The following is a 25,318-nucleotide window of genomic DNA, read 5'->3' as shown; positions in this document are numbered from 1 at the left end:
CCATACGCGGACGCCCCTCACTGAGGCCGCAGACATCGAGGAGACCCGATGACCGACCTCGCCCTGAACATCGCCCTCGTCGTGGTGTTCGTCCTGGTGGGGGGCGTCTTCGCAGCCACCGAGATGGCGCTCGTCACGCTCCGCGAGAGCCAGATCAACGCGATCGCCGCACGGGGCAAGCGAGGAGCGAAGGTGGCGGGTCTGGCCCGCAACCCGAACACCTTCCTCTCCGCCGTCCAGATCGGTGTGACCGTGGCGGGCTTCGCGTCCGCCGCGTACGGCGCCACCTCGATCGCCCCGTCGGTCGCCCCCCTCATCGAGTCGCTGGGGGCCGATCCGGGACTCGCCCTGACGCTGGCGACGCTCCTCCTCACGCTGCTGATCGCCTACCTCTCGCTCGTGCTCGGCGAACTCGTGCCGAAGCGGCTCGCGATCCAACGGAACGCCCAGTTCGCCTACGCCGTCGCGCCCGTCCTCGACGGGTTCGCAAAGGTCATGCGGCCGGTGATCTGGCTGCTCTCCGTCTCGACGAACGCGCTCGTCCGTCTGCTGGGCGGCGACCCGCACAAGACGGGTGAGGAGATGACCGACGAGGAAGTCCGAGACATCGTCGCCAGTCACGAAGGGCTGCCCGACGACGAGCGCCGCATCCTCGAGGACGTCCTGTCGCTGCGTGGCCGTCAGCTCAGCGAGGTCATGCGCCCCCGCCCCGAGGTCACCGCGCTCGACGACACCGCGACCATCGGCGAGGCGGTCGCGCACGCCCGAGAGCTGCCGTTCTCGCGCTACCCCGTCGCGGACACCTCGATCGACGACATCGTCGGGTTCGTGCACGTCCGTGACCTCTTCGAGGCGGTCGCCGAGGGTCGGGATGCCCCCTTGTCGGGCATCGTGCGACCGATCCCCTACTTCCCGTCGACGGCGCGCGTCCTGCCGACACTCACCAAGATGCGCGCCGAAGGGCACCAGATCGCGGTGGTGGTCGACGAGTACGGCGGGACGGACGGAATCGTCACCCTCGAGGACCTCGTAGAGGAGGTCGTGGGCGAGATCTTCGACGAATACGACACCGCGGTCGCGCCCGACGCGGACCGCGAGATCATCGACGGACGTCTAAACCTGCAGGACTTCTCGGAGGCGACGGGCATCGTGCTTCCCCGCGGAGCGTCCGACACGGTCGCCGGATTCGTCATGGAGCGGCTCGGCCGCCTCGCCGTCGTCGGCGACGCGATCGAGGTCGACGGCGCGACCATCGAGGTCACGGCGCTCGATCGTCGACGGATCGCCGAGGTCCGGGTCACGACGCGCGAAAGCGCCGACCCCGACCCGGACTGACCGAGCGGCTGTGCCACCCGCGACGAGGTGAGCATGTCCCGGACGCGCAGATCTACTGAGCCGTCGCACGAAGAGAGCCCCCGCATCCTGAACAGGAGCGGGGGCTCTCTCGCATTACGTGTCGACGGTGCCGGCTACAGGACTTGAACCTGCAACCCCCGTATTACAAGTACGGTGCGCTACCAATTGCGCCAAGCCGGCAGAGGGCCCAGTCTAACCGGGCCGCGGGGTCAGCCTTCGGGCGTGGCGGGTGCGGCGGGGGTCGCCGGAGCGGTGGGCGTCGGGGTCGGGGTCTGGTCCGTGTAGAACGCGTCGCTGGCGCTCGTCAGCACGAACTGCGAGAACTCCGCGGCATCCTTCAACGCGCCCATGTACGGCTGGCCGTTGACGAGGATCATCGGGGTCCCGGTGAGCTGCAGTCCGTCGGTGTCGGGGATCCCGGCGATGGCGCGCTCGGTGGCGTCCTTCGCCCACTGGACGTAGTCGCCGTCCTCGATGCACGAGCGGAGGGTGTCGGGGTCGCCCGCGCCCACGGCCTGTGCGAGATCGGCGAGCTCGACGTCCGAGAAGCCGTCGGTGTCCATGGCGGGCTGCCGCGTGAGCAGCTCGGTGTTGTAAGCGAAGAACACGCTCTCGTCGTGGGTCGCGACGCAGGCGGCGGCCGCAGCGGCACGCAACGAGTACTTCGTGCCGTTCGACTTGGCCGTCAGCATCGAGACGGGGTGGTAGCTCAGCGTCGCGGCTCCCTCGTCGACCCACGTCGTCAGCTGATCGACGTTCGCGAGCTGCCATTCACGGGCGCCCGGCGAGAGGTAGTCGACGTAGACGCGGATGTCGACGGGCGCCGTAGCGGATGCCGTCGGTGCCGGCGTGGCCGCCTTGTCCGAACCCGGCGTGGCTTCGACGGCGCTGTCGTCGATGGCACCCTGCTCGGATGCCACGCCGGTGACGTCGCTCACGGCGAACCCGTCGGAGCTGGCCGTCTCGGGCGTCAGGTCGCGCCCGCCCATCGTCGACGTGACCGACCACACGACCACGGCGGCGACGGCGGCGACAGCACCCGTGGCGAGGACGCCGAGCGAGATGCGGCGAGCCAGGCGTGCGCGCGACTGTCGGACGTGAACGCGCTTCGCCTTCTCGCGCACGGCTTCGCGACGGTCGGTCGCGGATGACGGAGTGTCGCCGGAATCGGTGGACATGAAACCTCGGGAAAGTTCTGTGGTGCGGCCAACGGGCCCGGCGCCCGGGGGTGGCGCACGCTCCGATGTTAGTCAGACGCGCTGGAAAAAGGCTGACGAGACCGCATCCCTCCCCTGGCCGCGACCGTGGCATACTGAACACGCACCCGATGATGGGTGTGCGGGGAGTCCCCCCGCTCGCTTCACTACGGATCGTCCGGCACGTACCTGCCGGTGAAGGAGAAGAAACGATGGCGTCCGTCACATTCGACAACGCAACCCGTCTGTACCCCGGTGGCACCCGCCCGGCGGTCGACAAGCTCAACCTCGAGGTCGCCGATGGCGAGTTCCTCGTTCTGGTCGGCCCTTCCGGTTGCGGTAAGTCCACCTCGCTCCGCATGCTCGCGGGCCTCGAAGAGGTCAACTCCGGCTCGATCCGGATCGGCGACCGCGACGTCACCGACGTCCCGCCGAAGGACCGCGACATCGCGATGGTGTTCCAGAACTACGCGCTCTACCCGCACATGACCGTCGCCGAGAACATGGGCTTCGCGCTCAAGATCGCCGGTGTCGGCAAGGAGGAGCGTGCATCGCGTGTCCTCGAGGCCGCCAAGCTTCTCGACCTCGAGGAGTACCTGACCCGCAAGCCGAAGGCACTCTCGGGTGGTCAGCGTCAGCGTGTCGCCATGGGTCGCGCAATCGTGCGTCAGCCCCAGGTGTTCCTCATGGACGAGCCGCTGTCGAACCTCGACGCGAAGCTCCGCGTCCAGACCCGTACGCAGATCGCGTCGCTCCAGCGTCGCCTCGGCGTCACCACGGTCTACGTCACCCACGACCAGACCGAGGCCCTCACGATGGGTGACCGCATCGCGGTCCTGAAGGACGGCCTCCTGCAGCAGGTCGGCACCCCGCGTGACCTGTACGAGAAGCCGAACAACGTGTTCGTCGCCGGCTTCATCGGCTCGCCCGCCATGAACCTGTTCCCGGCGGACCTCGCCGAGGGCGGCATCCGCTTCGGTTCCGAGGTCGTTCCCCTCGACCGCGACACGGTCGGCCGCGCCAACGGCAGCCAGGTCACGGTCGGCGTGCGCCCCGAGGACATCGAGGTCGGTCCCGCCGACGGCAAGGGCCTCGCGGTCCAGGTCGACCTCGTCGAGGAGCTCGGCGCCGACGGCTACCTCTACGGCCACGTCGACATCAACGGCAAGCGCACCGACATCGTCGCTCGCGTCGACGGCCGCAACCACCCGAACGCGGGCGAGACGGTCACCCTGGCCGCCAAGCCGGGCCACGTGCACGCGTTCGACATCGAGTCGGGCGAACGCCTCAACGACAAGCCGGTCGTCTCGGCCTGATCGTCATCATCAGCAGGACCGCGGCGCGGGTGGGTCTCCGGACCTCCCGCGCCGCGGTGCGTGAGTCGGAGGTTCCCGCGTGGTCCATTCCCTGAGCATCACCGCCAGCAGCGTCGACGCCGGGCTTCTCGCCCTGCCATGGTCGACGCCGCTCGGCGAGTGGCCGAGCGACGCGATCGTCTCACTCCCCAAGGGACTCTCCCGTCACCTCGTGCGCTTCGCGAGCCTGTCGGGCCGCGTCGTCGCGGTGAAGGAGACCACCGCCGAGATGGCTCGCCGCGAGTACGAGATGCTCGGGTCGCTCGGGCGTCTCGATGTCCCCTGCGTGAGTCGCGTCGCCGTGATCGACGGTCGGCGGACCTCCAAGGGCGAGCCGCTCCCGGCTGCCCTCGTGACAGCGCACCTGCGCTTCTCCCTCCCCTACCGAGCCCTCTTCACCCAGACGCTGCGCCCCGACACCGCGACGCGTCTCGTCGACGCGCTCGCAGCGCTCCTCGTCCGTCTTCACAACGTCGGCTTCTTCTGGGGCGACGTGTCGCTGTCGAACACGTTGTTCCGACGGGATGCCGGGGCTTTCGCGGCGTACCTCGTCGACGCCGAGACGGGTGAGCTGCACGAGGGCGGGCTGACTCGCGGTCAGCGCGAGCATGACCTCGACGTCGCGCGCACGAACATCGCCGGCGAGATCATGGACCTCGAGGCCGGCGGCCGACTCGAGGGCGGCGTCGATGCCGTCGCGATCGCCGACGGCATCATGTCGTCCTACCGGTCGCTGTGGAGCGCCCTGACCGAGACCGAGACGTTCGCGGCGAACGAGACCTGGCGCATCATCGAACGCGTGCAGCGCCTGAACGGCCTCGGCTTCGACATCGGCGAGATGTCGATCGACGAGACCGCCGACGGCACGAAGGTCCTCATCCAGCCGAAGGTCGTGGATGCCGGCCACCACCAGCGTCGGCTGCTGCGACTCACCGGACTCGATGTCGAAGAGAACCAGGCCCGGCGGCTGCTGAACGACCTCGACGAGTTCGCGGCGCGCGTCTCACGTCTCGGCAGCGACGAGGAGATGGTCGCCCACGAATGGCTCACCCGCGTCTTCGAGCCCGTCGTCAAGGCGATCCCCTGGGAGCTGCGCAGCAAGCTCGAGCCTGCCGAGGTGTTCCATCAGGTGCTCGAGCACCGGTGGTACATGTCGCAGGCGCGTGGGCGCTCGATCCCGATCGCGGAGGTCCTGTCCTCCTACATCGACGGCGTGCTGCGGCACCGCCGGGACGAGGCGACCGTGATGGGCCCGCCGACCGAGACGACGGCGCTCCCGGTCATCACGTCCGACGTGCCCGTCAGCGACGACGACGAGGACGAGGTCGACTGGCGCGATCTCGTCTGACCGGCGTCAGTACCCGACGGTGAACCGCTCCCGTACGTGCGCGGGCGACTCGATCTCGTCGAGGACGGCGACGGCGAAGTCGGCGCCGGAGATGAAGGACTCTCCCTTGTCGTCGGTGACGATCACGTCGCCCCCGGTGCGGTACGAGCCCGTGCGCTCCCCCGGTGCCCAGGCACCGAAGCCGCCGGCCGGGTGGATGTAGAACCAGTCGCGGCCGCTCGTGTCGGCCTGGAGGTCCTCGAGGATGCCGATGGCTTCCATGGCCTCGGGCTTGATCTCGTCGGGGAAGCCGCTGTCGATGACGCGCGGCCCGCCCGGGGCGACAAGGCTGCCGCCGGCTCCGCCGATGACACCGACGCGCACGGACAGCGGCAGGGCCGCGATGACGCCGTCGACGGCCTCGCGCATCTTGCCGACCATGTCACCACGGGGCGAGGTCGCGAAGACGACGACGTCGACTCCGTCGAGCTCGGCCGCGAGGGCCGGGGCGTCGAGCATCGTGCCCTCGATGTAGGTCGCCCCCTCGATCCGATCGGCGGGGACCTTGCGCGCGACGGAGACGACGGTGTGCCCTCGACGGACACCCTCGGCGACGATGTTGCTGCCGGCGTAGCCGGTGCCTCCGATGACGGCGATACGGGTCATGATGGTTCCTCTCCTGCGGTTGGACAGTCGAGTGCCAGTCTTACCCGTCTCCCTGTGGTCGCGCTATCCGTCCGCCCAGCGGCGGCGGAGATGCGTCACTCGCTCGCGGCCCGGAGGGTGGACACCTGGTACAGCGCGACGGATGCCGCGATCCCGGCGTTCAGCGATTCGGTCGCCGCGTTGATGGGGATCGACACGATCTGGTCGCACGTCTCGGTGACCAGGCGCGAGAGCCCCTTGCCCTCGGAGCCGACGACGATGACGACCGGACGGTCGGCCAGCTCGAGCGCGGGGAGCGACACGTCGCCGCCGCCGTCGAGACCGAGGATGAAGACGCCCTGCTTCTTGAACTCCTTGAGCGTCGTCGTCAGGTTCGGGGCGATCGACACCGGGATGCGGGCGGCAGCACCGGCGCTGGTCTTCCACGCGGCGGAATTGACGCCCGCCGAACGCCGCTGCGGCAGGATGATCGCCTGTCCGCCGAACGCGGCCGTCGAGCGGATGATCGCGCCGAGATTGCGGGGGTCGGTGATGCCGTCGAGGGCGACGAACAGCGGAAGCTGGCCGCGCTCGATGACCTGCTCGAGCAGGTCCTGCGGGTGCGCGTACTCGTAGGGCGGGACCTTGAGCGCGACGCCCTGGTGGACGCCGTCGAAGCCGGCCATGCGGTCGAGCTCCTGTCGGGTGACCTCGAGGACGGGGATCTCGCGGTTCGTCGCGATGGAGAGCATCTCCTTGACGCGGTCATCCATCTCGACGCGCTGCGCGATGTAGAACGCGGTCGCCGGGATCTTGGCGCGGAGGGCCTCGAGGACGCTGTTGCGCCCGGTCACGGTCTCGGTGTCGTCCCCGGACTTCGCCTTGGGCGCGCGGCCGCCCGTGGTCTGGCGGATCTGCGGCTTGCCGCCCGCCGCGACGAAGCGCTCCTTGGCGGCCTTGCGCTTGCCGGCGGGGTGCCAGGCGCGGTCCTCGGCCTTGGGGGTCGGGCCGCGCCCCTCGAGCGAGCGCTTGTTCTTGCCGCCGGTCCCCTTCGTGGGGCCCTTCTTGCCGCGTCCCGCGGAGGGGTTTCCAGGCTTAGCCATTGTTCAGACTCCAATGGGTCCCCGAGGGACCGTCTTCGAGGACGACACCGGCCGCCGCGATCGCGTCGCGGATGCGGTCGGCTGCCGCCCAGTCTTTCGTCGCGCGGGCGTCCGCGCGCTGGTGGATCATGGTGGTGACGAGGCGGTCCAGGGCGGTGGCCATGGACTGCGCCGTTGCCCCCGACCACTTCGCATCCATGGGGTCGATGTCGAGGAGGCGGGTCATCGCCGTCACCTGGCGGAGCGCGTCGTCCGCGGCGGCGGAATCCTCCGCGTCGAGGGCCGCGTTGCCGCGGCGGACCGTCTCATGGAGGACCGCGAGAGCCTGCGGCACGCCGAGGTCGTCGTCCAACGCGGCCGCGAACTCGGCCGGAAGGTCCGCTCCCGCGAACCACCCGACGGATCCGTCCCCGGCGCGGATGGCGCGCTGCAGGAACGAGCGGATGCGGCCGAGCGCAGCATCCGCTTCGGCGAACGTCGACTCGGTGATGTCGAGGTTCGAGCGGTAGTGCGCCGAGATGAGCGCATAACGGACCACGAGCGGGTCGGTGTCGCGGAGGACGTCGTCGGCGAGGAGGAAGTTGCCGAGCGACTTCGACATCTTCTGGTCGCCGACGGTGACGAGACCGTTGTGCACCCAGTAACGGGCGAAAGCGTCACCGGCCGCGGTCGACTGTGCGAGCTCATTCTCGTGGTGCGGGAAGCGGAGGTCCAGGCCACCGCCGTGGATGTCGAACTCCGGGCCGAGGTAACGGCGGCTCATCGCCGAGCACTCGATGTGCCAGCCCGGTCGTCCTGAGCCCCAGGGAGAGTCCCATGCGGCATCCGCGGGCTCGTCGGCCTTCGTCCCCTTCCAGAGCGCGAAGTCGCGCGGGTCCCGCTTGCCGCGCGGATCGGCGTCGGCGGCCGACTCCATGGCGTCGACCGACTGGTGCGTGAGGGCCCCGTACTGCGGCCAGGAGCGCACGTCGAAGTACACATCGCCGGCGGCGGCGTACGCGTGCCCCGCCTGGATGAGGCGCTCGATGAGCTCCTGCATCTGCGGGATGGATGCCGTCGCCCGCGGCTCGTACGTCGGGGGCAGGATGCCGACCGCGGCATACGCGCGCGAGAACTCGAGCTCCATCCGGTAGGCCAGTGCCCACCACGGCTCGGCGTCGCTCGCGTTCGCGAGGACCTTGTCATCGATGTCGGTCACGTTCCGCACGAAGGTGACCCGGCCGAACCGGTGCGCGAGCCACCGGCGGAGGATGTCGAAGCTCAGCGCCGCGCGGACGTGGCCGATGTGCGGGCCGGATTGCACCGTCGGCCCGCAGACGTACATCGTGACGTTCTCGGGGTCGGCGGGCGCGAAGTCGCGCAGCGCCTGAGCCTGGGAGTCGTAGAGCCGAACCGTCACCGGTCCATGCTACCGGGGGGTGGCATCCGAGCCCGCTCCGAGACGATAGAAAGGACGGGTGCTGCACGTGTTCGCCGTCTTGGCCGCCGCCCTCCTGTTCGGGACGACGGGAACCGCCCGAGCACTCGGCCCCGACGGGGCGTCCGCGCTCGCGGTCGGCGTCGCGCGCTCGGTGGTCGGCGGGACGGCGCTCGCCGTCCTGGCCTTCGGGCTCGCCGCCGCCCATCGCCGCCGGGCGCCCCACGGGCCGCGGCCCGCCCCGTCCTGGCGACCGCTCACTCTGATGGCCGTCACCGGAGTGGCTCTCAGCCTCTACCAGCCCCTCTTCTTCCTCGGGACGCAGACGAACGGTGTCGCCGTGAGCACGGTCATCGCGCTCGGCTCCGCGCCCGTGCTGGCCGGCATCCTCGAATGGATCCTCTCGCGCCGTGTGCCGTCGCCGCTGTGGATGGCCGCGACCGCCCTCGCCGCGGTCGGGGTGGTCCTGCTCGGCGTCGGAGGCGGAGGCGGCACGGGCGGTGTCGACGCGCTCGGCCTCGCCGCCGCCGTCGGCGCGGGCGCGTGCTTCGCGGTGATCGCGAACGCCCAGCGTCGTCTGCTCGACGCCGGCTGGGACGCCTTCACCGTCGTCGGCGCCATGGGGGTCGGCTCTGCGCTCGTGTGCGCGGCCGTCATCCCGTTCGTGGATCTGTCGTGGGCCCTCACGCCCCCCGGCATCGCGATGGCGCTGTGGCTCGGCCTCGCGACGATCGCCGTCGCCTACGCGCTCTTCACCTGGGGACTGCAGGGTCTGACGGCGGCGACCGCGGCGACACTGACCCTCGCCGAACCGCTCACGGCGACCGTGCTGGGCGTCACCGCGCTCGGCGAGACCCTGTCACCGCTCGCCGTCGCCGGCCTCGCGGTCCTCGCCGTCGGACTCGCGACGCTCGCGTGGGGGTCCCGCCGCCCTCGCGACCCTCGACCGTACGCCGTGGAGGCCTGAGGTGGCCGCGCCCGAGGATCTCGACATCCGCGTGGACGACCTCACCGGGGAGGCATCCGTCGCACTCGTCCGGCACCACCTGGCGGGCATGCACGAACTCAGCCCCGCCGAGAGCGTTCACGCGCTCGGTGTCGCGCAGCTGCAGGAGCCGTCCGTCACGGTGTGGTCCGCCTGGCGCGGCGAAGAACTCGCCGGGATCGGTGCCCTCGCACTCCTCGGCGAGACCGACGGCGAACTGAAGTCGATGCGCGTCGCCGCCGCCCACCTCGGCACCGGTGTGGGTCGCGCGATCCTCCGCCACATCCTCACCGATGCTCGGGCGCGCGGGCTCACCCGGGTGTGGCTCGAAACGGGATCGGATGCCGGTTTCCTGGCCGCGCGCACGCTGTACGTCAGCGAGGGGTTCATCGAGTGCCCTGCGTTCGGCGACTACCTGCCCGATCCGGCATCGACGTTCATGACGCGGGCGCTCTGATCCGTCCGCTCAGGCGGGGAAGACGACAGCCACCGCGAAGGCCGCGACACCGTCGCCGGTGCCGGTGAAACCGAGCCCGTCAGTCGTGGTCGCCGACACCGAGACCGGTGCCCCGAGGGCTTCGGAGAGCACTCGCTCGGCTTCGACCCGGCGGGCGGCGAAGCGCGGACGATTGGCCTGCACCTGCACACTGACGTTGCCGACCACCCACCCCGCCTCGGCCGCGAGGACGCGCGTCCGCGCGAGGAACGCCGCCGCGTGCGCCCCGGCGTACTCGGGCTGAGCCGTCCCGAAATGCGTGCCGATGTCGCCGAGCCCGGCCGCGGCGAGAACCGCGTCCACGATGGCGTGGGCCACGGCATCCCCGTCGGAGTGCCCCTTGAGCCCGGGCTCGCCCGGCCACTCCAGACCGGCCAGCCAGAGCGTGTCGTCACCGCCGAACGCGTGCACGTCCGTCCCCATCCCGACGCGCGGGATCGAGGGCGAGGCCGGCGACGCGGCGCGAGGGACCGGCTCGACGAGCGCGCGGGCGCGGTCCAGGTCGGCGGTCGTCGTGATCTTGAACGCTCGCTCGTCCCCCGGCACCGTACGCACCTGCGTGCCGGCGGACTGCAGGAGGGCCGCATCGTCGGTGTGGTCGGCTGCGGCATCCCGATACGCGCCGTCGAGGACCGCGCGTCGGAACCCTTGGGGTGTCTGCGCCGCGGCGAGGACGGAGCGGTCGACCGGCTCCACGACGACATCGTCCGCGACGCGCTTGAGCGTGTCCACGACCGGGAGGACCGGGATGACCGCGTCCGAACCCTCCGCGACGGCGTCGATCACGCGCGCGAAGACGTCCGGCGGGGTGAGCGCCCGCGCCGCATCGTGGACCAGCACGATCTCGACATCCGCCCAGACCGCGGCGAGGCCCGCCGCGACCGATTCCTGACGCGTCGCCCCGCCTGCCACCACCGACACCAGATCACGGCGCCCACCGGCCGTGCCCAGGGCCTCCGTCGTGGCGTCGCCGACGCGGTCGTCCGGGGCGACGACGATCACCTGCGCCTCGGGAGCGTCGAAGACGCCGCGCAGGGCGTGACGGAGGATCGTGTGCGCGTCGATGCCGACGAAGGCCTTCGGCGACCCTGCTCCGAGACGCGTCCCCGATCCCGCCGCGACGACGATCACGGCCACACGCGGAACGGGGATGATGCTCATGCCTTCGAGCGTACCGAGCGATCGGGCGACGGACGGCGGCGCAGGAGCAGGACGGCGACGCCCAGGAGGAGTGCGCCGACCGCGGCGATCGGCAGATCGAGGAACCACTCCATGACCGCGAACGGCGGAAGGAAGGCGCACACCCAGGCGAGGCCGACGACGATCGGATGCGGGGTGGGACCGAGCGTGCCGAGAGCCTCCCACTTCGCGATCGCGAGCGACAACGCCAGGAGCACCCCGAGCACCGCGACGAACAGGACCGGTCGCGACCACCACCACTCCGCGGAGGCCGGAGTCGGAGCCGCGCCCGGGATCAGCAGACTGAGACCGGTCAGAGCGAGCATGACGGGCAGGTGCCACAGGTAGATCGTCATGAGGCGCGACCCCAGCACGAAGACGACACCCTGCATCGGCCGGAGCGACATGAGGCGGGTGAGGAGCGGTTTGAGCAGCCTGAGCAGGCATGCCTGCGCGACGCCCAGCACGACCAGCGGCACGGTGGGAGGGTTCAGGTTGCCGAGCATGCTCGCCGAGTACGGCCCGATCGCGGTGAGCGGCCAGAGCGCCGCGTAGCACGCGGCCGCGACGCCGACCAGGACGAGCGAATGCCGACGGTCGAACCATCCGTCCGCGTACCAGAACCCGAGTTGCTGGACGAGCGGCCACACGAAGAGCAGGTTGAGGAGACCGATCTCGGGGATGCCGATCGAGAAACGGGCCGCATCGACGAGGACGACCCCGGCGGCGAGGACCGCGAGGGTGAGGACGGGACGACGCGCGTGGCACGCGGCGAGGAACGGAACCGCGGCCTGGCACAGCAGATACGCCGCGAGGAACCAGAGGGGCGATCCCGCGCCGATCGCGGCGTCGGCCACCAACTGCGGCGGCAGACCGGCAGCGGTCGCGACGCCGAGGACGATCGCGAAGAAGAGGAACAGCGGTAGGGCCGGCTGAGCGAGTCGGAGCGTGCGGGTGCGGATGAAGCCCGCGGCATCCCCGCCCTTCGTCGTCCACGACCGCCATCCGGTCGCGGCGGCGAAACCCCCGACGACGAAGAACAGCGGCATGATCTGCCCGACCCAGGTCGCGGCGTTGAACCAGGGCTGTTCCTCGGCGGGACGGGATGCCGCGAGGCCGCCGTCCGGTCCGGGGCCGATCCCCACCTGCACGAGGTGGACGACGATGACGAACAGGACGCACACGACCCGCGCGAGATCGAGCGTGAGATCGCGGCGTGAGAGGTCGACGGCGGCGGGCGCGGCGCGGGTGGTCACCGCCTCATCATGCCGGTCTCCTGCTCACTCCGCATCGGAATGCGCCCGGACAACGAAGAACGGCCGGCTGGTGGGCCGGCCGTTCTGTCGATGTCTCAGGAGGCGAGGACCTCGTCGAGGACGGCGGATGCCTTCTCCTCGTCGGCCTTCAGAGCCAGGGCGATCTCGGAGATGAGGATCTGCCGCGCCTTCGCGAGCATCCGCTTCTCACCCGCGGAGAGACCGCGGTCCTGATCACGGCGCCAGAGGTCGCGCACGACCTCGCTCACCTTGATGACATCACCCGACGCGAGCTTCTCGAGGTTCGCCTTGTAGCGACGCGACCAGTTGGTCGGCTCCTCGGTGAAGGGAGCGCGGAGGACGTCGAAGACCTTCTCGAGCCCGTCCTTCCCGATCACGTCACGGACGCCCACGAGATCCACGTTGTCCGCGGGGACCTCGATGATGAGGTCTCCCTGGGTGACGTTGAGCTTCAGGTATTTCTTCGTCTCGCCCTTGATGACGCGATCCTTGACCTCGATGATGGTCGCAGCGCCATGGTGCGGATAGACGACGGTTTCGCCAACCTCAAAAAGCATGCAGTTGTGTCCTTTCGGCAACCTCCAGAATACCACAGGCGACATACGCTAGAGTTCGCCACCCTCCTGCCCGACGGCCTCGCCGCGACCCCATAGGATGAGAGGGTCGCCGTTCGTGTCATCTGGAGGATCCGTGAAATCGCGTCTCATCGCGTCCCTCGCCCTGGGCGCTGCTGTCGTTCTGGGCACCACCGGCTGCAACATGCTGGCACCGCAGGCGACGACCATCCAGTACTCCGCGTCCGACGGCGTCAACGTCCCCGACTCCGGCCCGCTCACGGTGCGCAACGCTCTGATCATCGCGAACGAGGACGGCACGCTCGGCAACCTGGTCGCTGCCGTCGTCAACAGCACCGACGACGACCTGACGCTGAACGTCTCGATCGACGGCCAGGCGCAGAAGCTCGAGGTCGGTGCGAACTCGTCCGTCTCGCTCGGCGTCGACTCGGCCGCCATGCTCTTCGACGACGTGGGCAAGCCCGGCGCGAACGTCGACGTGTCCTTCCAGTCCGGCGAGGGTGAAGGCGTTCGCATCAGCGTGCCGATCCTGGACGGCACGCTCCCCTACTACACGCAGTTCGTGCCGACCCCGGCCGCGACGGCGACGCCCGCGAGCTGACCCGCGCGCGCACATGAAGAAGGCCCCCACCGCTGCGGTGGGGGCCTTCTTCATGTCGAGCGGTCAGGACTCGAATCGGTATCCGAGGCCGCGTACCGTCAGAAGCATGACCGGCTCGCTCGGGTTCTCCTCGATCCGCGATCGGATGCGTTTGATGTGCACGTCGAGCGTCTTCGTGTCGCCGAAGTAGTCGCTCCCCCACACTCGGTCGATGAGCTGCCCGCGGGTGAGGACACGGCCGGCGTTGCGCATGAGGAGCTCGAGCAGCTCGAACTCCTTCAGCGGCATGGAGATCTCCTTGCCGGCGACGGAGACCGTGTGACGGTCGATGTCGAGGCTCACCCGACCCCCCTCGATGACCCGATCGTCGACGTCGAGGTCGTCGCTCTCGCTGCGGCGGAGGACCGCTCGCATGCGCGCCAGCAGCTCCCTCGAGGAGTAGGGCTTCGTGATGTAGTCGTCCGCCCCCAGCTCGAGACCGACGACGATGTCGACCTCGCTGTCCTTGGCCGTCAGCATGATGATCGGCACCTTCGAGGTGGATCGGATGACGCGGCACACCTCGGTCCCCGGCATCCCGGGGAGCATCAGATCGAGGAGGACTATGTCGGCGCCCCGAGACGTGAAGGCGTCGAGGGCCAGGCCGCCGTCCTCGGCGATCTCCACCTCGAAACCCTCCCGACGGAGGAGGTAGGCCAACGGGTCGGCGAGGTCGGGTTCGTCTTCGACGATCAGGACTCGGGTCATGGTGCGTTCCTTCTGGCGGGCGCCTTCGCGCCGGTCTTCTTCGGTTTCTTGTGCTTGCGGGGGATGGTGAGCTCGGAGGTGGCGACGAGAGGCAGGCGGATGGTGAAGGTCGACCCCCGTCCGGGGCGGGACCACAGTTCGACGGAGCCGCCGTGTCGCTGCACGGCGTGCTTCACGATCGAGAGACCGAGGCCCGTCCCGCCCGTGCGGCGGGATCGTGCCTGGTCGGCGCGGTAGAACCGCTCGAAGATGCGCTGCTGATCGCTTTCGGGGATGCCGATGCCGTGGTCCGCCACGGCGATCTCGACCGCTCCGTCCGCCGTGCGGACCCCGACGCCCACCTGCGCTCCCGCCGGCGAGTAGGCGATCGCGTTGGCGAGGAGATTGCTGACGGCCTCGGTGAGGATCTGCGGATCGCCGCGGACGAACAAGCCCTTGTCTCCCCCGCGGGCGACCGTGATGCCGGCGGATTCGGCGGTGACCGCCTGCGACTCGATCGCTGAACGCACCACCTCGTCGACCGAGACGTCGCGCATCTCGGCGATCTCGTCGGCGGACTGCAGGCGGGACAGGTTCATGATGCGGGAGGTGAGCTGTCCGAGGCGATTCGCCTCGGCGCTGAGACGGCGCGCGAAGTGACGCACCTGCTCCGGGTCGTCCGAGGCCGACTCGATCGCCTCGGCCAGCAGCGTCACCGCGCCGACCGGCGTCTTCAGCTCGTGGGACGTGTTCGAGACGAAGTCGCGCCGCATCTGCTCCACACGTTCGCGCTCGGTGATGTCGCGGATGACGATGAGGGTGAGCCGCGGGGTGATGACACTGGCGCGGGCAGCCACGACACGCGGCTCGACGCCACGCTTGAGCGTCATGTTCTCGGAGGCCGGAAGACCCGTCTGACGGGCGTTCCGGACCAGCAGGCGCAGTCGATCCGAGTCCAGGCTGTCGTTCACGCGCAGAGAGAAGACCTCGGCGGTCGCCGACGCGGCGAGGACGAGCATCGACGGATCGACGACGACGGCCGCGTCATCCATCCCCTGCAGGACCGAGGCCGTGCCCTCCGGCAGATCCGTCGACGTCACCAGTCGGGTGCGCTCCCGCGCCCGTACGGCGTAGACGACGAGGCCCACGGCGCCGGCGCCGACCAGGAGCCCCACGACGAGCGCCAGCAGCTCGAGCTGCGTCGAATCCATGCCCCCAGCGTAAGGTGGTCGCACCCCCGCAATCGGACGGATATCGGGCCGTGCGCCCCGCACCGCCGACTGTTCACCGTGTCGGCACCGACCGTTAACCTGAGCGCGGGAGGATCGCCGAGGTCTCCGCGCGACAGGTCGCGCCCCTCACCCGCCCGCACGAAGAGAAGGTGCTCCATGCGCGAAGTTTTCCACCAGTCCCTCGAGGACGTGCAGACCCGTCTCGTCGAGATCTCCGACCTCGTCACCGTCGCGATCGAGCAGGCGACCCGCGCCTTCGCGACGAGCGACGTCGCCCTGGCCGAAGAGGTCATCGACAACGACAAGGTGATCGACGACCGGGCCATCGAGCTCGATGAGCTCGCCATCGAGATCCTCGCCCGCCAGCAGCCGGTCGCGCGCGACCTGCGCATCGTCGTCGCCGCGCTCCGCGTCAGCGCGTCGCTCGAGCGGATGGGCGACATCGCGGAGCACATCGCCCAGCTGACGCGCATGCGCTTCCCAGAGCGCGCCGTCCCCAAGGGGCTCAAGAACACGTTCACGAAGATGGGCGAGATCGACACCGAGGTGGCCCGCACACTGGCCGATCTCCTCCGCACCGAGGACCTCTCGCTCGTGAACCGCCTCCACGAACTCGACGACCAGCTCGACGCCCTGCACCTCGCCGTCTTCGAGAAGGTGCTGAGCGACAACTGGCAGGGCGAGGCCTCCGCGACGGTCGACGCCACCCTGGCCTCGCGCTACCACGAGCGCTTCGGCGACCACGCCCTCTCCGTCGCCAAGAAGGTCTCATACCTGGCGACCGGCACGTGGGCGGCCGACCCTGAAGGCGTCGACGCCGAGGTCTGATCTCGCTCCGGGTCCGCCCGGACGACGAAGAGCGGATGCCGCGAGGCATCCGCTCTTCGTGTCTTCCGAGGTGTGCGGCTTACTTCTTGCCCTGCGAGGCGACCGCGGCGGCGCCGGCGGCGGCGGCCTCGGGGTCGAGGTATTCGCCCGGCCCGAGGGGCTCGAGGTTCTCGTCGAGGCGGTACACCAGCGGGATGCCGGTGGGGATGTTCAGCTCGGCGATGTCGTCGTCGCTGATGCCGTCGAGGTGCTTCACCAGTGCGCGCAGCGAGTTGCCGTGGGCGGTGACCATGACGGTCTTTCCGGCCTTCAGGTCGGGGACGATCTCGCTCTCCCAGTAGGGAAGCAGTCGGTCGATGACGATCTTGAGCGACTCGGTGCGCGGAACCTCGCCGTCGATGCCGGCGTACCGGACGTCGCCCACCTGCGTGTAGGGGTCGTCGTCGGAGATGTCCGGCGGCGGCACGTCGAACGACCGGCGCCACAGCATGAACTGCTCCTCGCCGAATTCGTCGAGGGTCTGGGCCTTGTCCTTGCCCTGCAGCGCGCCGTAGTGACGCTCGTTGAGACGCCACGAGCGCTTGACCGGGACCCAGAGACGGTCGGCCGCGTCGAGCGCGATGTTGGCGGTCTGAATGGCTCGCGACAGCACCGACGTGTGGAGGATGTCGGGGAGCAGGCCCGACTCCTTCAGCAGCTCGCCGCCGCGCTGGGCCTCCGCTTTGCCCTGGTCGGTGAGGCGGACGTCCACCCAGCCGGTGAACTGGTTGGACTTGTTCCACTCGCTCTGACCGTGCCGAAGAAGGATCAACGTGTAGGGGGCTGTCATGCTCGCAATCCTACCGGCGCGGGCGATGGGATCATGGGGTCATGACGCGTTCCGAGCCGGTCGTGGGGCAGGTGACCCGAGGGACGACGAACACCAACCGGCTTCGCCGTGTGGACCGCTGGATCGCGCGGCATCCGATCCTGCGACGGACGGCGGATCCACTCGTGGTCGACCTCGGCTACGGGGCGAGCGGCGTGACCGCGTTCGAGCTCGAGGCGAGGCTCCGCCACGCTCGGCCCGACGTCGAGGTGCTGGGGCTCGAGATCGAACCGGCGCGCGTCGCTCGGGCGCGGGAGCAGCTCGCGCGCGTGCGAGCCGGCGACGGGGTGTTCGCCCCGGACGCGCGGGTGTCGTTCGCGCGCGGCGGCTTCGAGGTGCCGGTGCCGGGAGACCGTCGGCCCGCCGTCATCCGAGCGTTCAACGTGCTGCGGCAGTACGACGAGCAGGACGTCCCCGGGGCGTGGGCGCGGATGGCGGCGCGACTGCGTCCCGACGGCATGCTCGTCGAGGGGACGTGCGACGAGCTGGGGCGCATCTCGACGTGGATCGAGGTGGGACCGGATGCCGCACCCCGCAGCCTCACGATCTCGTTGCGACTCGCGGAGCTCGACTCCCCCGCGATCGCCGCCGAGCGTCTGCCGAAGGCGCTGATCCATCGGAACGTCCCCGGCGAGCGCGTGCACGAGGTGATCGATGCGCTCGAGCGGGAGTGGACGCGCGCCGTCGCGGCCTCGTCGTTCGGTCCCGTCCAGCGATGGCGCTCGACTCTCGAGGCGTTGGCCGGCGCCGGCTGGCCGATCGGCTCGCGCTCGCGCTGGCGGCTGGGTGAGTTCACCGTGCCCTGGGAGGCCGTCGCACCGCGGTGACGGGGTGCGGGAGGCCGTCGCACCGCGGTGACGCGGTGTGCGTGTCACACTCGCGGGAGCAGCGCCCTCGCGTCGGCCGGGCTCAGCCCGGCCGCGCACAGGAGATCGGTCGCGAGAGGGCGAAGCGCGGTGACGAGAGTCTGATCGCCCAGCGAACCGTCGGGCACGAGCGCCACCGGGTCGAGGCGGGCGGCGACGGCGGTGAGCAGCTCGCGCGCGGCGGGCTCGAAGGTGATGTCGGTCAGGGAGGACTGCAGGAGATCGGCGCCACGCGTGAGGTCGAGGAGCAGATCCGCTGCGACGTCGCGCGTGCGACCGTCGTCGACGAGGTACACCGAACGACGCGCGACGACGCGGAGGTTTCGCACCGCGAGGTCCATGCTGATCCGCATCCGCTCGTAGCGTGCGAGTTCGAACCGCTGCCGCCGGAGGAACGGCGAGATGCGCGCGATGGCGATGCCGGATTCGACGGACGTCCGCCAGTCGTCGACGAGCGTCTGCAGACTCCGCGCCTTCTCGAGCCCGCGCTCCGCGCGCACACGACTGCCGCGACGCAGCCCCTGCGCGACGGTGCCCGCCGCGCCCTGGAACGCGTCGAACAGCCGGGCCGCGTCGGTCAGCGCGGTGCGGACAGGGCTCCGCGGGATGAGGGCGGTCACCAGAAGGGCCATCGCCCCGCCGATGAGGGCGTCGAGAAGACGGAGGAACGGCACCTGCGCCGGTACGACGACGACGATGATCGACTGGATCGCCGCCGCGATCGCGAACCCCGCCTGCGGAGACACGAACCGGGCGATCGACAGACTCACCGCGAGCGTCAAGGCCAGCTGCCACCAGCCGCTCCCGGCGGTGACGACGACGAGCTCCGCGACGAACACGCCGAGCACCATCCCGATGACGGTCTCGAGCACCCGCCACGGCCGGGCGTCGCGGACCAGGCCGAGGCTCGAGATCGTGACGGTCGCCGCGATCAGCGGGGCAGGATGCCCCAGCCCGTAATGCGCGATCGAGAACGCAGCGCTCGCGGCGACGACCAACTGCACGATCGCGACGGCCGACCCGCGCAGGCGCGCCCAGCCCTCCCGCGGATACTTCCGGACGGTGGGCACCGGAGCCGTGACGGTCGGTTCCCCCGTCATCGTCAGCGGCGCTGGGAGAGTCGGGGCAGACGAGGGACGGATGCCGCGCGCCCCGCATCCGGTGGCACGACGACCTCCTGAGCGGCAGCGACCTCGCCGTCGCCGACCTCGACGGTCAGTGCGGAATCGACGGGCACCGAGCGCTTCACGATCGCCAGGGCGATGGGACCCTCTTCGTGGTGACGGGCGACCGAGGTGATCGCGCCGACGTCGGCACCGTCGAGGCGGACGGCGCTGCCGACGGTCGGGAGCTCGGCATCCGACCCGTCGAGCTGGAGGAAGACCATGCGACGCGGCGGATGCCCGAGGTTGTGGACCTTCGCCACCGTCTCCTGCCCGCGATAGCAGCCCTTGTCGAGGTGGACGGCGGTGCGCAGCCAGTCGACCTCGTGCGGAAGGGTGCGTCCGTCGGCTTCGGCGCTCGCGCTCGGGCGCCAGGCCGCGACGCGCAGCGCGTCGGCCGCAAGGTAGCCGGCCAGTCGGACGTCGCCGCGGACGGCCGCCGCGGCGAGATCGTCCCAGGCGGCGCGCGGGACGACGGCTTCGGCCCAGTCTCGGTCCGCCCCGGGATGCGGCTGCGTCGCCGCGTACCCCCACCCGCCGACGCCGACGTTCGGCCATGGGTCACGCCAGACGACCGCGGCACCGAGCACGCCGACCGCTGCACCGGTACCCGCCACGACGCCGAAGTCGGCCGACGCATCCTGCGGGTCCACGCGCAGCCGGAACCGCATGCGCGTCAGCCAGGTCAGCAGCCCTTGGGCGCGGTCCCGGTCGACGATGAGCCACGTCCGCTCGCCGTCATCGACGACGGATGCCGCGTGCTCCACGTGCCCCTGCGGGTCGAGCACGAGCAGCTCGGTGCCGACGGCGGGGGCCAGCGAGGTCAGCGCCTGCGAGGTGATCGAATCCAGCCACGAGAGCCGGTCCTCACCGGCGACGGTCAGGACGACCCGGTCTGCGAGGGGCACGATCGCCGCACCGGCGGCGAGCTCGCGCTGCTCGCGGACCGGGTTCCCGAGGTGGGCGAGGCCCCGGTCATCGACGACGGCGCCGGGGACGGCCGCGAAGGCGTCGCTCATCACTGGACCTTCGCGAGCCGAGCGGAGGCGTGCGACGACAGTGCGGACCCGAGGGCGGCGACGTCCCACGCCCAGAGCAGGTGCCCGTCGACGAGCCCGTACATCCGGGTCGCCGACGCGTACTCCTTGGCGCCGGCGGGGCGCACGATGGCGTCCGTCGCGATGTCGATCCGAGGTCCGCGGACCTGACCGAGGTAGAGCTCGCTGATCCCGTCGGAGTGGACGAGGGCCACCGTGATCTCGAAGCCGCCTGCCTCGGTGCGAAGCTCCTCGACGTCATGGACGGAGCGCGGCTCGGAGCGAGGGGCGAGGGCCGGAAGGAGCGCGGGACCGGCGTCCGCCTCGGTCGCAGGACGCGAGAGGCGCCAGTAGCCGGTCTCGGCGACGAGGTCGGTGCGGTTGCCGTCGGCATCCTCGAACCAGGCAGTCGCCGAGTAATTCAGGGCATCGCCGCCGTCGTGGCTGAAGCTCACGCGGTGCGAGAACTCACCCGACATCGTCCGGCCCTGCGCGTCGTACTCGAGAACGCCGGTGCCTTCCCAGACACCCAGCAACCAGGAGAGCGGGACCAGATCAGCCGGAAGGTCCGTCGGCAGATCGATCACGAGCTCAGCGCTGACCGCGGTAGAGGTTCCAGACGACGACGCCGGACACGAACGCGATCGCGAGCGATGCGAGGCCGAGCAGCCCGACGAAGAAGAGTTCGAGTGCGACGAGATCCATGCCGTCCACTTTAGCGGCCGGATGCGGCCCCACGGTCGGCGGACGACGCGGTCACGCCGAGGCGAGGAGTTCGGCCAGCGCGAAGCCCGCGCCCAGCAGCCCCATGACCACCAGCGCGCCGAGCACACTGGCCGAGATCCTGAGGATGAAGCCCTGCGAGCGCCCCGTCGCCAATTGGACGGCGAAGGCCAGGAAGAAAGAGAGTCCGAGGCCCACGAGGAGCCATGCCCCGCGCCAGTCCGGTTCGACGAAGATCCCGATGGCCAGGGCGATGAGAGCCGCCGCCACCCAGACGGCGATGACACCGGCGGCCCGCGAGCGGGGAAGGATCTCGGGCGAGGTCATCCCCCCATTGTTGCGCACGTCCCGGCGGTGCGCAGGGACGCGGCGCAGGCGGCACCGGGGCTACCCCTAAGATGAGACGCGGTTCCGAGTCCGCACCGGAGGGTCCCCCTTGGCACAGTTGCTCGTCCTGAGCTCCGCCGCCGGCGGCGACTCCGTCCTGCCCGCTCTCGAACTGCTGAGCCACCGCGTCCGGCAGATCCCCGCAGAGGCGGCGCAGCTCGTCAACGCCCCTCACGCAGACGTCGTCTTCGTCGACGCGCGCCGAGACCTCGTCGGAGCGAAGTCGCTCTGCAAGATCCTCACGACCACCGGGCACGACGCACCGCTCATCCTTGTCGTGACCGAGGGCGGATTGACCGCCGTCTCGCCCGACTGGGGCATCGACGACGTCATCCTCGTGGCCGCCGGCCCCGCTGAGGTCGATGCCCGGATCCGCCTCGCCGTGGGGCGCGTGTCCAAGGAGCAGGTCTCGACCCGCATCCAGACCTCCGGCATCACGATCGACGAGTCCTCCTATTCCGCGAAGGTCCACGGCCGACCGCTCGACCTCACGTACAAGGAATTCCAGCTCCTGCACTTCTTCGCGACGCATCCGTCCCGCGTCTTCACCCGCGAACAGCTCCTGAGCGAAGTCTGGGGCTACGACTACTTCGGCGGCACCCGGACCGTGGACGTCCACGTGCGGCGGCTGCGCGCCAAGCTCGGCGACCTCGAACAGCTCATCGGGACGGTCCGCAACGTCGGCTACCGCTTCAACGTGTACGAGGACGAGCAGCTGCCGGGCTCCCCCGCCTGAGCGCGACACAGCGGCATCCGCTCGTCGTGTTCACGCACGGGACACGTCCCCCTGCAATGATGTGGGGATGATCGACACCCAGGTTCACGACTCCGGACTGGGCGACGCGGACGACGACGACTTCGATGACGTCGTCGAAGCGTACGACTCGCAGCTCCCCGACAACCGCTATCTCGACCGCGAGCTCAGCTGGCTCGCCTTCAACCAGCGGGTTCTGGAGTTGGCGGAGGATCCGAACCTGCCGACCCTCGAGCGCGCGAACTTCCTGGCGATCTTCGCCAGCAACCTCGACGAGTTCTTCATGGTGCGGGTCGCCGGACTGAAGCGCCGCATCCTCACCGGACTCGCGATCCCCACCAACGTGGGGCGCGCACCGCTCGACGTGCTCACCGACCTCGCGACCGCCGCACACGCCCTCCAGGAGCGACACGCCGCGGTCTGGTCGGAGCAGGTGCGTCCCGCGCTCGCCGAGTCCGGCATCGAGGTCGTCTCGTGGGCCGACCTCTCGGACGAGGAGCGCGAGATCCTCTACGACTACTTCTCCTCGCAGGTGTTCCCGGTCCTCATGCCGCTTGCGGTCGATCCGGCGCACCCGTTCCCGTACATCTCGGGACTCTCGCTCAACCTCGCGATCCGCATCCGCAACGCACGTACCGGCCGCCAGGAGTTCGCGCGTCTCAAGGTGCCCCCGATGATGCCGCGACTCGTCGAGGTCCGGAAGGACGGCAACACCGTCCGGTACCTCCCCCTCGAAGAGCTGATCTCCGAGAATCTCGGCGACCTCTTCCCCGGCATGGAGATCCTCGAGCACCACACGTTCCGCCTCACCCGCAACGAGGACGTCGTCATCGAGGAGGATGAGACCGAGAACCTCATCCAGGCGCTCGAGGCCGAGTTGCTGCGTCGCCGGTTCGGCCCGCCGATCCGCCTCGAGATCACCGAGGACATGGACGATGTGACGCTGTCGCTGCTGCTCGACGAGCTCGACATCACCGACAACGACGTCTACCGTCTGCCCGCCCCGCTCGACCTCCGCGGCCTGTTCTCGCTGTCGCAGATCGAACGGCCCGACCTGCGCTACCCGGCGCACGTGCCGAAGACGGCGACACCGTTCCAGCCCGCGGAGCAGAACGGCCGGGCGGATCTGTTCGCGGCCATCCGCAAGGAGGACATCCTCGTCCACCACCCGTACGAGTCGTTCACGACGAGCGTCGTCTCGTTCCTGCAGCAGGCCGCGCGCGATCCGCACGTGCTGGCGATCAAGCAGACCCTCTACCGGACCTCGGGCGACAGCCCCATCGTCGAGGCGCTCATCAACGCGGCCGAGAACGGCAAGCAGGTGCTGGCCCTGGTCGAGGTGAAGGCGCGCTTCGACGAGGCGGCGAACATCGGCTGGGCGCGCACGCTCGAGAAGGCCGGCGTTCACGTGGTCTACGGCCTCGTGGGCCTGAAGACCCACTGCAAGCTGCTGCACGTCATCCGAGAAGAAGACGGCGCGCTCCGCAGCTACAGCCACATCGGCACGGGCAACTACAACCCGAAGACGAGTCGCATCTACGAGGACTACGGCCTGTTCACCGCGAACGAGCAGGTCGGTCGCGACCTCACCCGTCTGTTCAACGAGCTCAGCGGGTACGCGATCGAGAAGAAGTTCAAGCGGCTCCTCGTCGCTCCCCTCCACCTGCGCAAGGGGCTGCTGCGTCTCATCGACGCCGAGCGTCGCAATGCGCTCGACGGCAAGCCCGCGTACGTGCGCATCAAGGTCAACTCGATGGTCGACGAGCAGATCATCGACGCCCTGTACCGCGCCAGCCAGGCGGGGGTGAAGGTCGACGTGTGGGTGCGCGGCATCTGCTCGCTGCGCACCGATCTGCCCGGGGTGAGCGACAACATCACGGTCCGCTCGATCCTCGGTCGCTACCTCGAGCACTCCCGGATCTTCGCGTTCGGCCACGGCGGCGAGCCGCAGGTCTTCATCGGCAGCGCCGACATGATGCACCGCAACCTCGACCGCCGCGTCGAGGCGCTCGTACGAGTGACCGCGCCCGCCCACGTGAACGAGCTCATCGAGCTGTTCGACCTCGCGATGGACGACTCGACCAGCTCGTGGCACCTCGGCTCCGAGGGCGAGTGGACGCGTCATCACCTGGCCGCCGACGGCACGCCGCTGGTGGACCTGCAGGAGAAGACCATGGCGGCGGTGCTCCGTCGGCGACGCCAGCGGGCGGTGCGATGACGGAAACCGCGGTCTACGCCGCAGGCGGCGTGGTGTGGCGGATGCTCGACGGCAAGCTCCTCGTCCTCGCCATCCACCGCACGAAGTACCGCGATGTGACGTTGCCGAAGGGCAAGGTCGATCCCGGCGAGACGCTCGCCGAGACTGCCGTGCGCGAGATCCACGAGGAGACCGGCATCCGCGTCAACCTCGGGGTCCCCGTCGGCGTCTCGACGTACCGCATGCCCAGCAAGCGGACGAAGATCGTGCACTACTGGAGCGCGCAGGCCACCGGGAAGGCCATCCGCGAATCGGCGTTCGTCCCGAATCGCGAGATCGCCGCAGTCGAATGGATGCCGGCGCGAAAAGCCCTCGCGAAGATGAGCTACCCGGTCGACGTGGAGATCCTGGAGAACTTCCTGCGCCTCGTCGACGACGGCGTGCTCGAGACCTTCCCCCTCGTCGTCCTCCGTCACGCGAAGGCGACGCCGCGGGAGGAATGGTCGGGGGCGGATGCCGAGCGTCCCCTCGCCGCTCGCGGCAGGAAGCAGGCGCAGTCGATCGTCGGGCCGCTCCGCGCGTTCGGCGTGCGGCGCGTGTACTCGAGCGACGCGGTGCGCTGCGTCGACACCGTCGGACCGCTGGCGGAAGCATTGCGCCGCGACATCCACCGCACCTCGACGATCTCGCAGGACGCCTGGGATGCCGGCGATGCGGATCCGCGGACGCTGGTCGGCAAGCGGGTGCGCGCGCGCAAGTCCGCCGTGCTGTGCTCGCACCGGCCCGTCCTGCCCGAGCTGATGCACGAGATCGCCCTCGCGACGGGCACGGTGAAGGGCTCGTATCTGGGCGAGTCCTCCGCCCTCGAGCCGGGTGCGTTCTCCGTGGTCCACCTCTCTGCCACCAATCCCGGATCGGGGATCGTGGCGATCGAGACACACGCTCCCCAGGTGTGATCGGGCAGACGAATCCGTTCGGACCGGGTTCGTTCACCTGTCGTTCACCTCTGGAGCGGAACCTGGTCA

Annotated in this window: 25 protein-coding genes and 1 tRNA gene; 11 read left to right on the top strand and 15 right to left on the bottom strand. The window is 70.0% G+C overall.

All coding sequences use genetic code 11. The features are described 5' to 3' along the window. Positions 1–48: 48 nt before the first annotated feature. On the top strand, positions 49–1,335 hold the full coding sequence (locus MRBLMI1x_RS07175; RefSeq protein ID WP_363457604.1) for a hemolysin family protein: 1,287 nt from the start codon (positions 49–51) through the stop codon (positions 1,333–1,335). 128 nt (positions 1,336–1,463) lie between these two features. Here MRBLMI1x_RS07175 and MRBLMI1x_RS07170 read toward each other — a convergent pair. Further along, a tRNA-Thr gene (locus tag MRBLMI1x_RS07170) sits at positions 1,464–1,536 on the bottom strand. Between the two features lie 29 nt (positions 1,537–1,565). Next, complete coding sequence (locus MRBLMI1x_RS07165) at positions 1,566–2,534, bottom strand: DsbA family protein (RefSeq protein ID WP_311859445.1); 969 nt, start codon at positions 2,532–2,534, stop codon at positions 1,566–1,568. Positions 2,535–2,764: 230 nt separating this feature from the next. Here MRBLMI1x_RS07165 and MRBLMI1x_RS07160 point away from each other — a divergent pair, with 230 nt between their 5' ends. After that, positions 2,765–3,868 (top strand): ABC transporter ATP-binding protein, encoded by a 1,104-nt coding sequence (locus tag MRBLMI1x_RS07160; RefSeq protein ID WP_018187157.1) that lies wholly within the window; start codon positions 2,765–2,767, stop codon positions 3,866–3,868. Positions 3,869–3,947: 79 nt separating this feature from the next. Then, positions 3,948–5,255 carry a DUF4032 domain-containing protein gene (locus tag MRBLMI1x_RS07155; protein ID WP_363457600.1) on the top strand — a complete coding sequence of 436 codons (1,308 nt, stop codon included), beginning with the start codon at positions 3,948–3,950 and terminating at the stop codon, positions 5,253–5,255. A 6-nt stretch (positions 5,256–5,261) separates the two neighbouring features. On the opposite strand, the gene MRBLMI1x_RS07150 is transcribed toward MRBLMI1x_RS07155, so the two are convergent. The 3 genes from MRBLMI1x_RS07150 to cysS form a co-directional block, all read right to left on the bottom strand. Beyond that, a complete protein-coding gene (locus MRBLMI1x_RS07150) occupies positions 5,262–5,900 on the bottom strand; it encodes an NAD(P)-dependent oxidoreductase (RefSeq protein WP_020098266.1) in 639 nt (212 codons plus the stop codon). A 95-nt stretch (positions 5,901–5,995) separates the two neighbouring features. Next, positions 5,996–6,982, bottom strand: coding sequence for a 23S rRNA (guanosine(2251)-2'-O)-methyltransferase RlmB (rlmB, locus tag MRBLMI1x_RS07145; protein ID WP_018187154.1), 987 nt, complete (start codon positions 6,980–6,982; stop codon positions 5,996–5,998). After that, positions 6,975–8,381 carry a cysteine--tRNA ligase gene (gene cysS, locus MRBLMI1x_RS07140; RefSeq protein WP_363457595.1) on the bottom strand — a complete coding sequence of 469 codons (1,407 nt, stop codon included), beginning with the start codon at positions 8,379–8,381 and terminating at the stop codon, positions 6,975–6,977. The genes rlmB and cysS overlap by 8 nt, the downstream gene beginning before the upstream one ends. Before the next feature lie 58 nt (positions 8,382–8,439). Between cysS and MRBLMI1x_RS07135 the strand changes: the two genes are divergently transcribed. Then, complete coding sequence (locus tag MRBLMI1x_RS07135) at positions 8,440–9,366, top strand: DMT family transporter (protein WP_363457592.1); 927 nt, start codon at positions 8,440–8,442, stop codon at positions 9,364–9,366. Between the two features lies 1 nt (position 9,367). Then, positions 9,368–9,841, top strand: coding sequence for a GNAT family N-acetyltransferase (locus MRBLMI1x_RS07130; protein ID WP_363457589.1), 474 nt, complete (start codon positions 9,368–9,370; stop codon positions 9,839–9,841). A gap of 9 nt (positions 9,842–9,850) precedes the next feature. Here the strand turns inward: MRBLMI1x_RS07130 and ispD are convergent, their stop codons facing one another. The 3 genes from ispD to MRBLMI1x_RS07115 form a co-directional block, all read right to left on the bottom strand. Further along, a complete protein-coding gene (gene ispD, locus MRBLMI1x_RS07125) occupies positions 9,851–11,041 on the bottom strand; it encodes a 2-C-methyl-D-erythritol 4-phosphate cytidylyltransferase (protein ID WP_363457586.1) in 1,191 nt (396 codons plus the stop codon). Continuing rightward, positions 11,038–12,315, bottom strand: a complete 1,278-nt coding sequence (locus MRBLMI1x_RS07120) for an acyltransferase family protein (protein ID WP_363457583.1) — start codon at positions 12,313–12,315, stop codon at positions 11,038–11,040. Before MRBLMI1x_RS07120 ends, ispD begins: the two co-directional genes overlap by 4 nt. Before the next feature lie 95 nt (positions 12,316–12,410). Further along, positions 12,411–12,893 carry a CarD family transcriptional regulator gene (locus MRBLMI1x_RS07115; protein ID WP_018187148.1) on the bottom strand — a complete coding sequence of 161 codons (483 nt, stop codon included), beginning with the start codon at positions 12,891–12,893 and terminating at the stop codon, positions 12,411–12,413. Positions 12,894–13,026: 133 nt separating this feature from the next. Between MRBLMI1x_RS07115 and MRBLMI1x_RS07110 the strand changes: the two genes are divergently transcribed. After that, on the top strand, positions 13,027–13,512 hold the full coding sequence (locus MRBLMI1x_RS07110; protein WP_116228376.1) for a DNA modification methylase: 486 nt from the start codon (positions 13,027–13,029) through the stop codon (positions 13,510–13,512). Positions 13,513–13,575: 63 nt separating this feature from the next. Here the strand turns inward: MRBLMI1x_RS07110 and MRBLMI1x_RS07105 are convergent, their stop codons facing one another. Together MRBLMI1x_RS07105 and MRBLMI1x_RS07100 are read right to left on the bottom strand one after the other, a co-directional pair. Beyond that, positions 13,576–14,259 (bottom strand): response regulator transcription factor, encoded by a 684-nt coding sequence (locus MRBLMI1x_RS07105; protein ID WP_311859434.1) that lies wholly within the window; start codon positions 14,257–14,259, stop codon positions 13,576–13,578. After that, a complete protein-coding gene (locus MRBLMI1x_RS07100) occupies positions 14,256–15,449 on the bottom strand; it encodes a sensor histidine kinase (RefSeq protein ID WP_116228375.1) in 1,194 nt (397 codons plus the stop codon). The genes MRBLMI1x_RS07105 and MRBLMI1x_RS07100 overlap by 4 nt, the downstream gene beginning before the upstream one ends. A 177-nt stretch (positions 15,450–15,626) precedes the next feature. Between MRBLMI1x_RS07100 and phoU the strand changes: the two genes are divergently transcribed. Beyond that, on the top strand, positions 15,627–16,298 hold the full coding sequence (gene phoU / locus MRBLMI1x_RS07095; RefSeq protein WP_018187144.1) for a phosphate signaling complex protein PhoU: 672 nt from the start codon (positions 15,627–15,629) through the stop codon (positions 16,296–16,298). Positions 16,299–16,377: 79 nt separating this feature from the next. Here the strand turns inward: phoU and MRBLMI1x_RS07090 are convergent, their stop codons facing one another. Then, entirely contained in the window at positions 16,378–17,127 is a 750-nt protein-coding gene (locus tag MRBLMI1x_RS07090; protein ID WP_116228374.1) for a phosphoglyceromutase, read from the bottom strand. A 41-nt stretch (positions 17,128–17,168) separates the two neighbouring features. Between MRBLMI1x_RS07090 and MRBLMI1x_RS07085 the strand changes: the two genes are divergently transcribed. Further along, the gene (locus tag MRBLMI1x_RS07085) at positions 17,169–17,993 is read left to right on the top strand and encodes a class I SAM-dependent methyltransferase (RefSeq protein WP_018187142.1); all 825 of its coding nucleotides are present in this window, start codon (positions 17,169–17,171) and stop codon (positions 17,991–17,993) included. A gap of 44 nt (positions 17,994–18,037) precedes the next feature. Here MRBLMI1x_RS07085 and MRBLMI1x_RS07080 read toward each other — a convergent pair whose 3' ends face one another. From MRBLMI1x_RS07080 to MRBLMI1x_RS07065, 4 genes are all read right to left on the bottom strand, one after another. Then, a complete protein-coding gene (locus MRBLMI1x_RS07080) occupies positions 18,038–19,132 on the bottom strand; it encodes an FUSC family protein (RefSeq protein ID WP_363457575.1) in 1,095 nt (364 codons plus the stop codon). A 2-nt stretch (positions 19,133–19,134) separates the two neighbouring features. Further along, positions 19,135–20,214 carry a YgfZ/GcvT domain-containing protein gene (locus MRBLMI1x_RS07075; protein WP_363457572.1) on the bottom strand — a complete coding sequence of 360 codons (1,080 nt, stop codon included), beginning with the start codon at positions 20,212–20,214 and terminating at the stop codon, positions 19,135–19,137. After that, the gene (locus MRBLMI1x_RS07070) at positions 20,214–20,819 is read right to left on the bottom strand and encodes an FABP family protein (protein WP_311869519.1); all 606 of its coding nucleotides are present in this window, start codon (positions 20,817–20,819) and stop codon (positions 20,214–20,216) included. The genes MRBLMI1x_RS07075 and MRBLMI1x_RS07070 overlap by 1 nt, the downstream gene beginning before the upstream one ends. 169 nt (positions 20,820–20,988) lie before the next feature. Then, positions 20,989–21,282 (bottom strand): hypothetical protein, encoded by a 294-nt coding sequence (locus tag MRBLMI1x_RS07065; protein ID WP_116228369.1) that lies wholly within the window; start codon positions 21,280–21,282, stop codon positions 20,989–20,991. A 109-nt stretch (positions 21,283–21,391) separates the two neighbouring features. Here MRBLMI1x_RS07065 and MRBLMI1x_RS07060 point away from each other — a divergent pair, with 109 nt between their 5' ends. The 3 genes from MRBLMI1x_RS07060 to MRBLMI1x_RS07050 all read left to right on the top strand — a co-directional run bounded on the left by MRBLMI1x_RS07060 (position 21,392) and on the right by MRBLMI1x_RS07050 (position 25,249). After that, the gene (locus MRBLMI1x_RS07060) at positions 21,392–22,078 is read left to right on the top strand and encodes a response regulator transcription factor (protein ID WP_116228368.1); all 687 of its coding nucleotides are present in this window, start codon (positions 21,392–21,394) and stop codon (positions 22,076–22,078) included. Positions 22,079–22,145: 67 nt separating this feature from the next. Beyond that, positions 22,146–24,314, top strand: coding sequence for an RNA degradosome polyphosphate kinase (locus tag MRBLMI1x_RS07055; RefSeq protein WP_018187135.1), 2,169 nt, complete (start codon positions 22,146–22,148; stop codon positions 24,312–24,314). Further along, a complete protein-coding gene (locus MRBLMI1x_RS07050; RefSeq protein ID WP_363457567.1) occupies positions 24,311–25,249 on the top strand; it encodes an NUDIX hydrolase in 939 nt (312 codons plus the stop codon). The genes MRBLMI1x_RS07055 and MRBLMI1x_RS07050 overlap by 4 nt, the downstream gene beginning before the upstream one ends. The last annotated feature ends 69 nt before the right edge of the window (positions 25,250–25,318 follow it).

This window comes from Microbacterium sp. LMI1x-1-1.1 (genome assembly GCF_040676205.1).
In the GTDB taxonomy this organism is placed as follows: domain Bacteria; phylum Actinomycetota; class Actinomycetes; order Actinomycetales; family Microbacteriaceae; genus Microbacterium; species Microbacterium aquilitoris.
This window is presented reverse-complemented; position numbering and strand designations above follow the sequence as displayed.

Excerpts from the sequence above, each read along its gene's own strand:
- MRBLMI1x_RS07175 (WP_363457604.1), top strand. The coding sequence starts at position 49 with ATGACCGACCTCGCCCTGAACATCGCCCTCGTCGTGGTGTTCGTCCTG.
- MRBLMI1x_RS07165 (WP_311859445.1), bottom strand. The coding sequence starts at position 2,534 with ATGTCCACCGATTCCGGCGACACTCCGTCATCCGCGACCGACCGTCGC.
- MRBLMI1x_RS07160 (WP_018187157.1), top strand. The coding sequence starts at position 2,765 with ATGGCGTCCGTCACATTCGACAACGCAACCCGTCTGTACCCCGGTGGC.
- MRBLMI1x_RS07150 (WP_020098266.1), bottom strand. The coding sequence starts at position 5,900 with ATGACCCGTATCGCCGTCATCGGAGGCACCGGCTACGCCGGCAGCAAC.
- rlmB (WP_018187154.1), bottom strand. The coding sequence starts at position 6,982 with ATGGCTAAGCCTGGAAACCCCTCCGCGGGACGCGGCAAGAAGGGCCCC.
- ispD (WP_363457586.1), bottom strand. The coding sequence starts at position 11,041 with ATGAGCATCATCCCCGTTCCGCGTGTGGCCGTGATCGTCGTCGCGGCG.
- MRBLMI1x_RS07115 (WP_018187148.1), bottom strand. The coding sequence starts at position 12,893 with ATGCTTTTTGAGGTTGGCGAAACCGTCGTCTATCCGCACCATGGCGCT.
- MRBLMI1x_RS07105 (WP_311859434.1), bottom strand. The coding sequence starts at position 14,259 with ATGACCCGAGTCCTGATCGTCGAAGACGAACCCGACCTCGCCGACCCG.
- MRBLMI1x_RS07100 (WP_116228375.1), bottom strand. The coding sequence starts at position 15,449 with ATGGATTCGACGCAGCTCGAGCTGCTGGCGCTCGTCGTGGGGCTCCTG.
- phoU (WP_018187144.1), top strand. The coding sequence starts at position 15,627 with ATGCGCGAAGTTTTCCACCAGTCCCTCGAGGACGTGCAGACCCGTCTC.
- MRBLMI1x_RS07090 (WP_116228374.1), bottom strand. The coding sequence starts at position 17,127 with ATGACAGCCCCCTACACGTTGATCCTTCTTCGGCACGGTCAGAGCGAG.
- MRBLMI1x_RS07085 (WP_018187142.1), top strand. The coding sequence starts at position 17,169 with ATGACGCGTTCCGAGCCGGTCGTGGGGCAGGTGACCCGAGGGACGACG.
- MRBLMI1x_RS07080 (WP_363457575.1), bottom strand. The coding sequence starts at position 19,132 with ATGACGGGGGAACCGACCGTCACGGCTCCGGTGCCCACCGTCCGGAAG.
- MRBLMI1x_RS07075 (WP_363457572.1), bottom strand. The coding sequence starts at position 20,214 with ATGAGCGACGCCTTCGCGGCCGTCCCCGGCGCCGTCGTCGATGACCGG.
- MRBLMI1x_RS07065 (WP_116228369.1), bottom strand. The coding sequence starts at position 21,282 with ATGACCTCGCCCGAGATCCTTCCCCGCTCGCGGGCCGCCGGTGTCATC.
- MRBLMI1x_RS07055 (WP_018187135.1), top strand. The coding sequence starts at position 22,146 with ATGATCGACACCCAGGTTCACGACTCCGGACTGGGCGACGCGGACGAC.
- MRBLMI1x_RS07050 (WP_363457567.1), top strand. The coding sequence starts at position 24,311 with ATGACGGAAACCGCGGTCTACGCCGCAGGCGGCGTGGTGTGGCGGATG.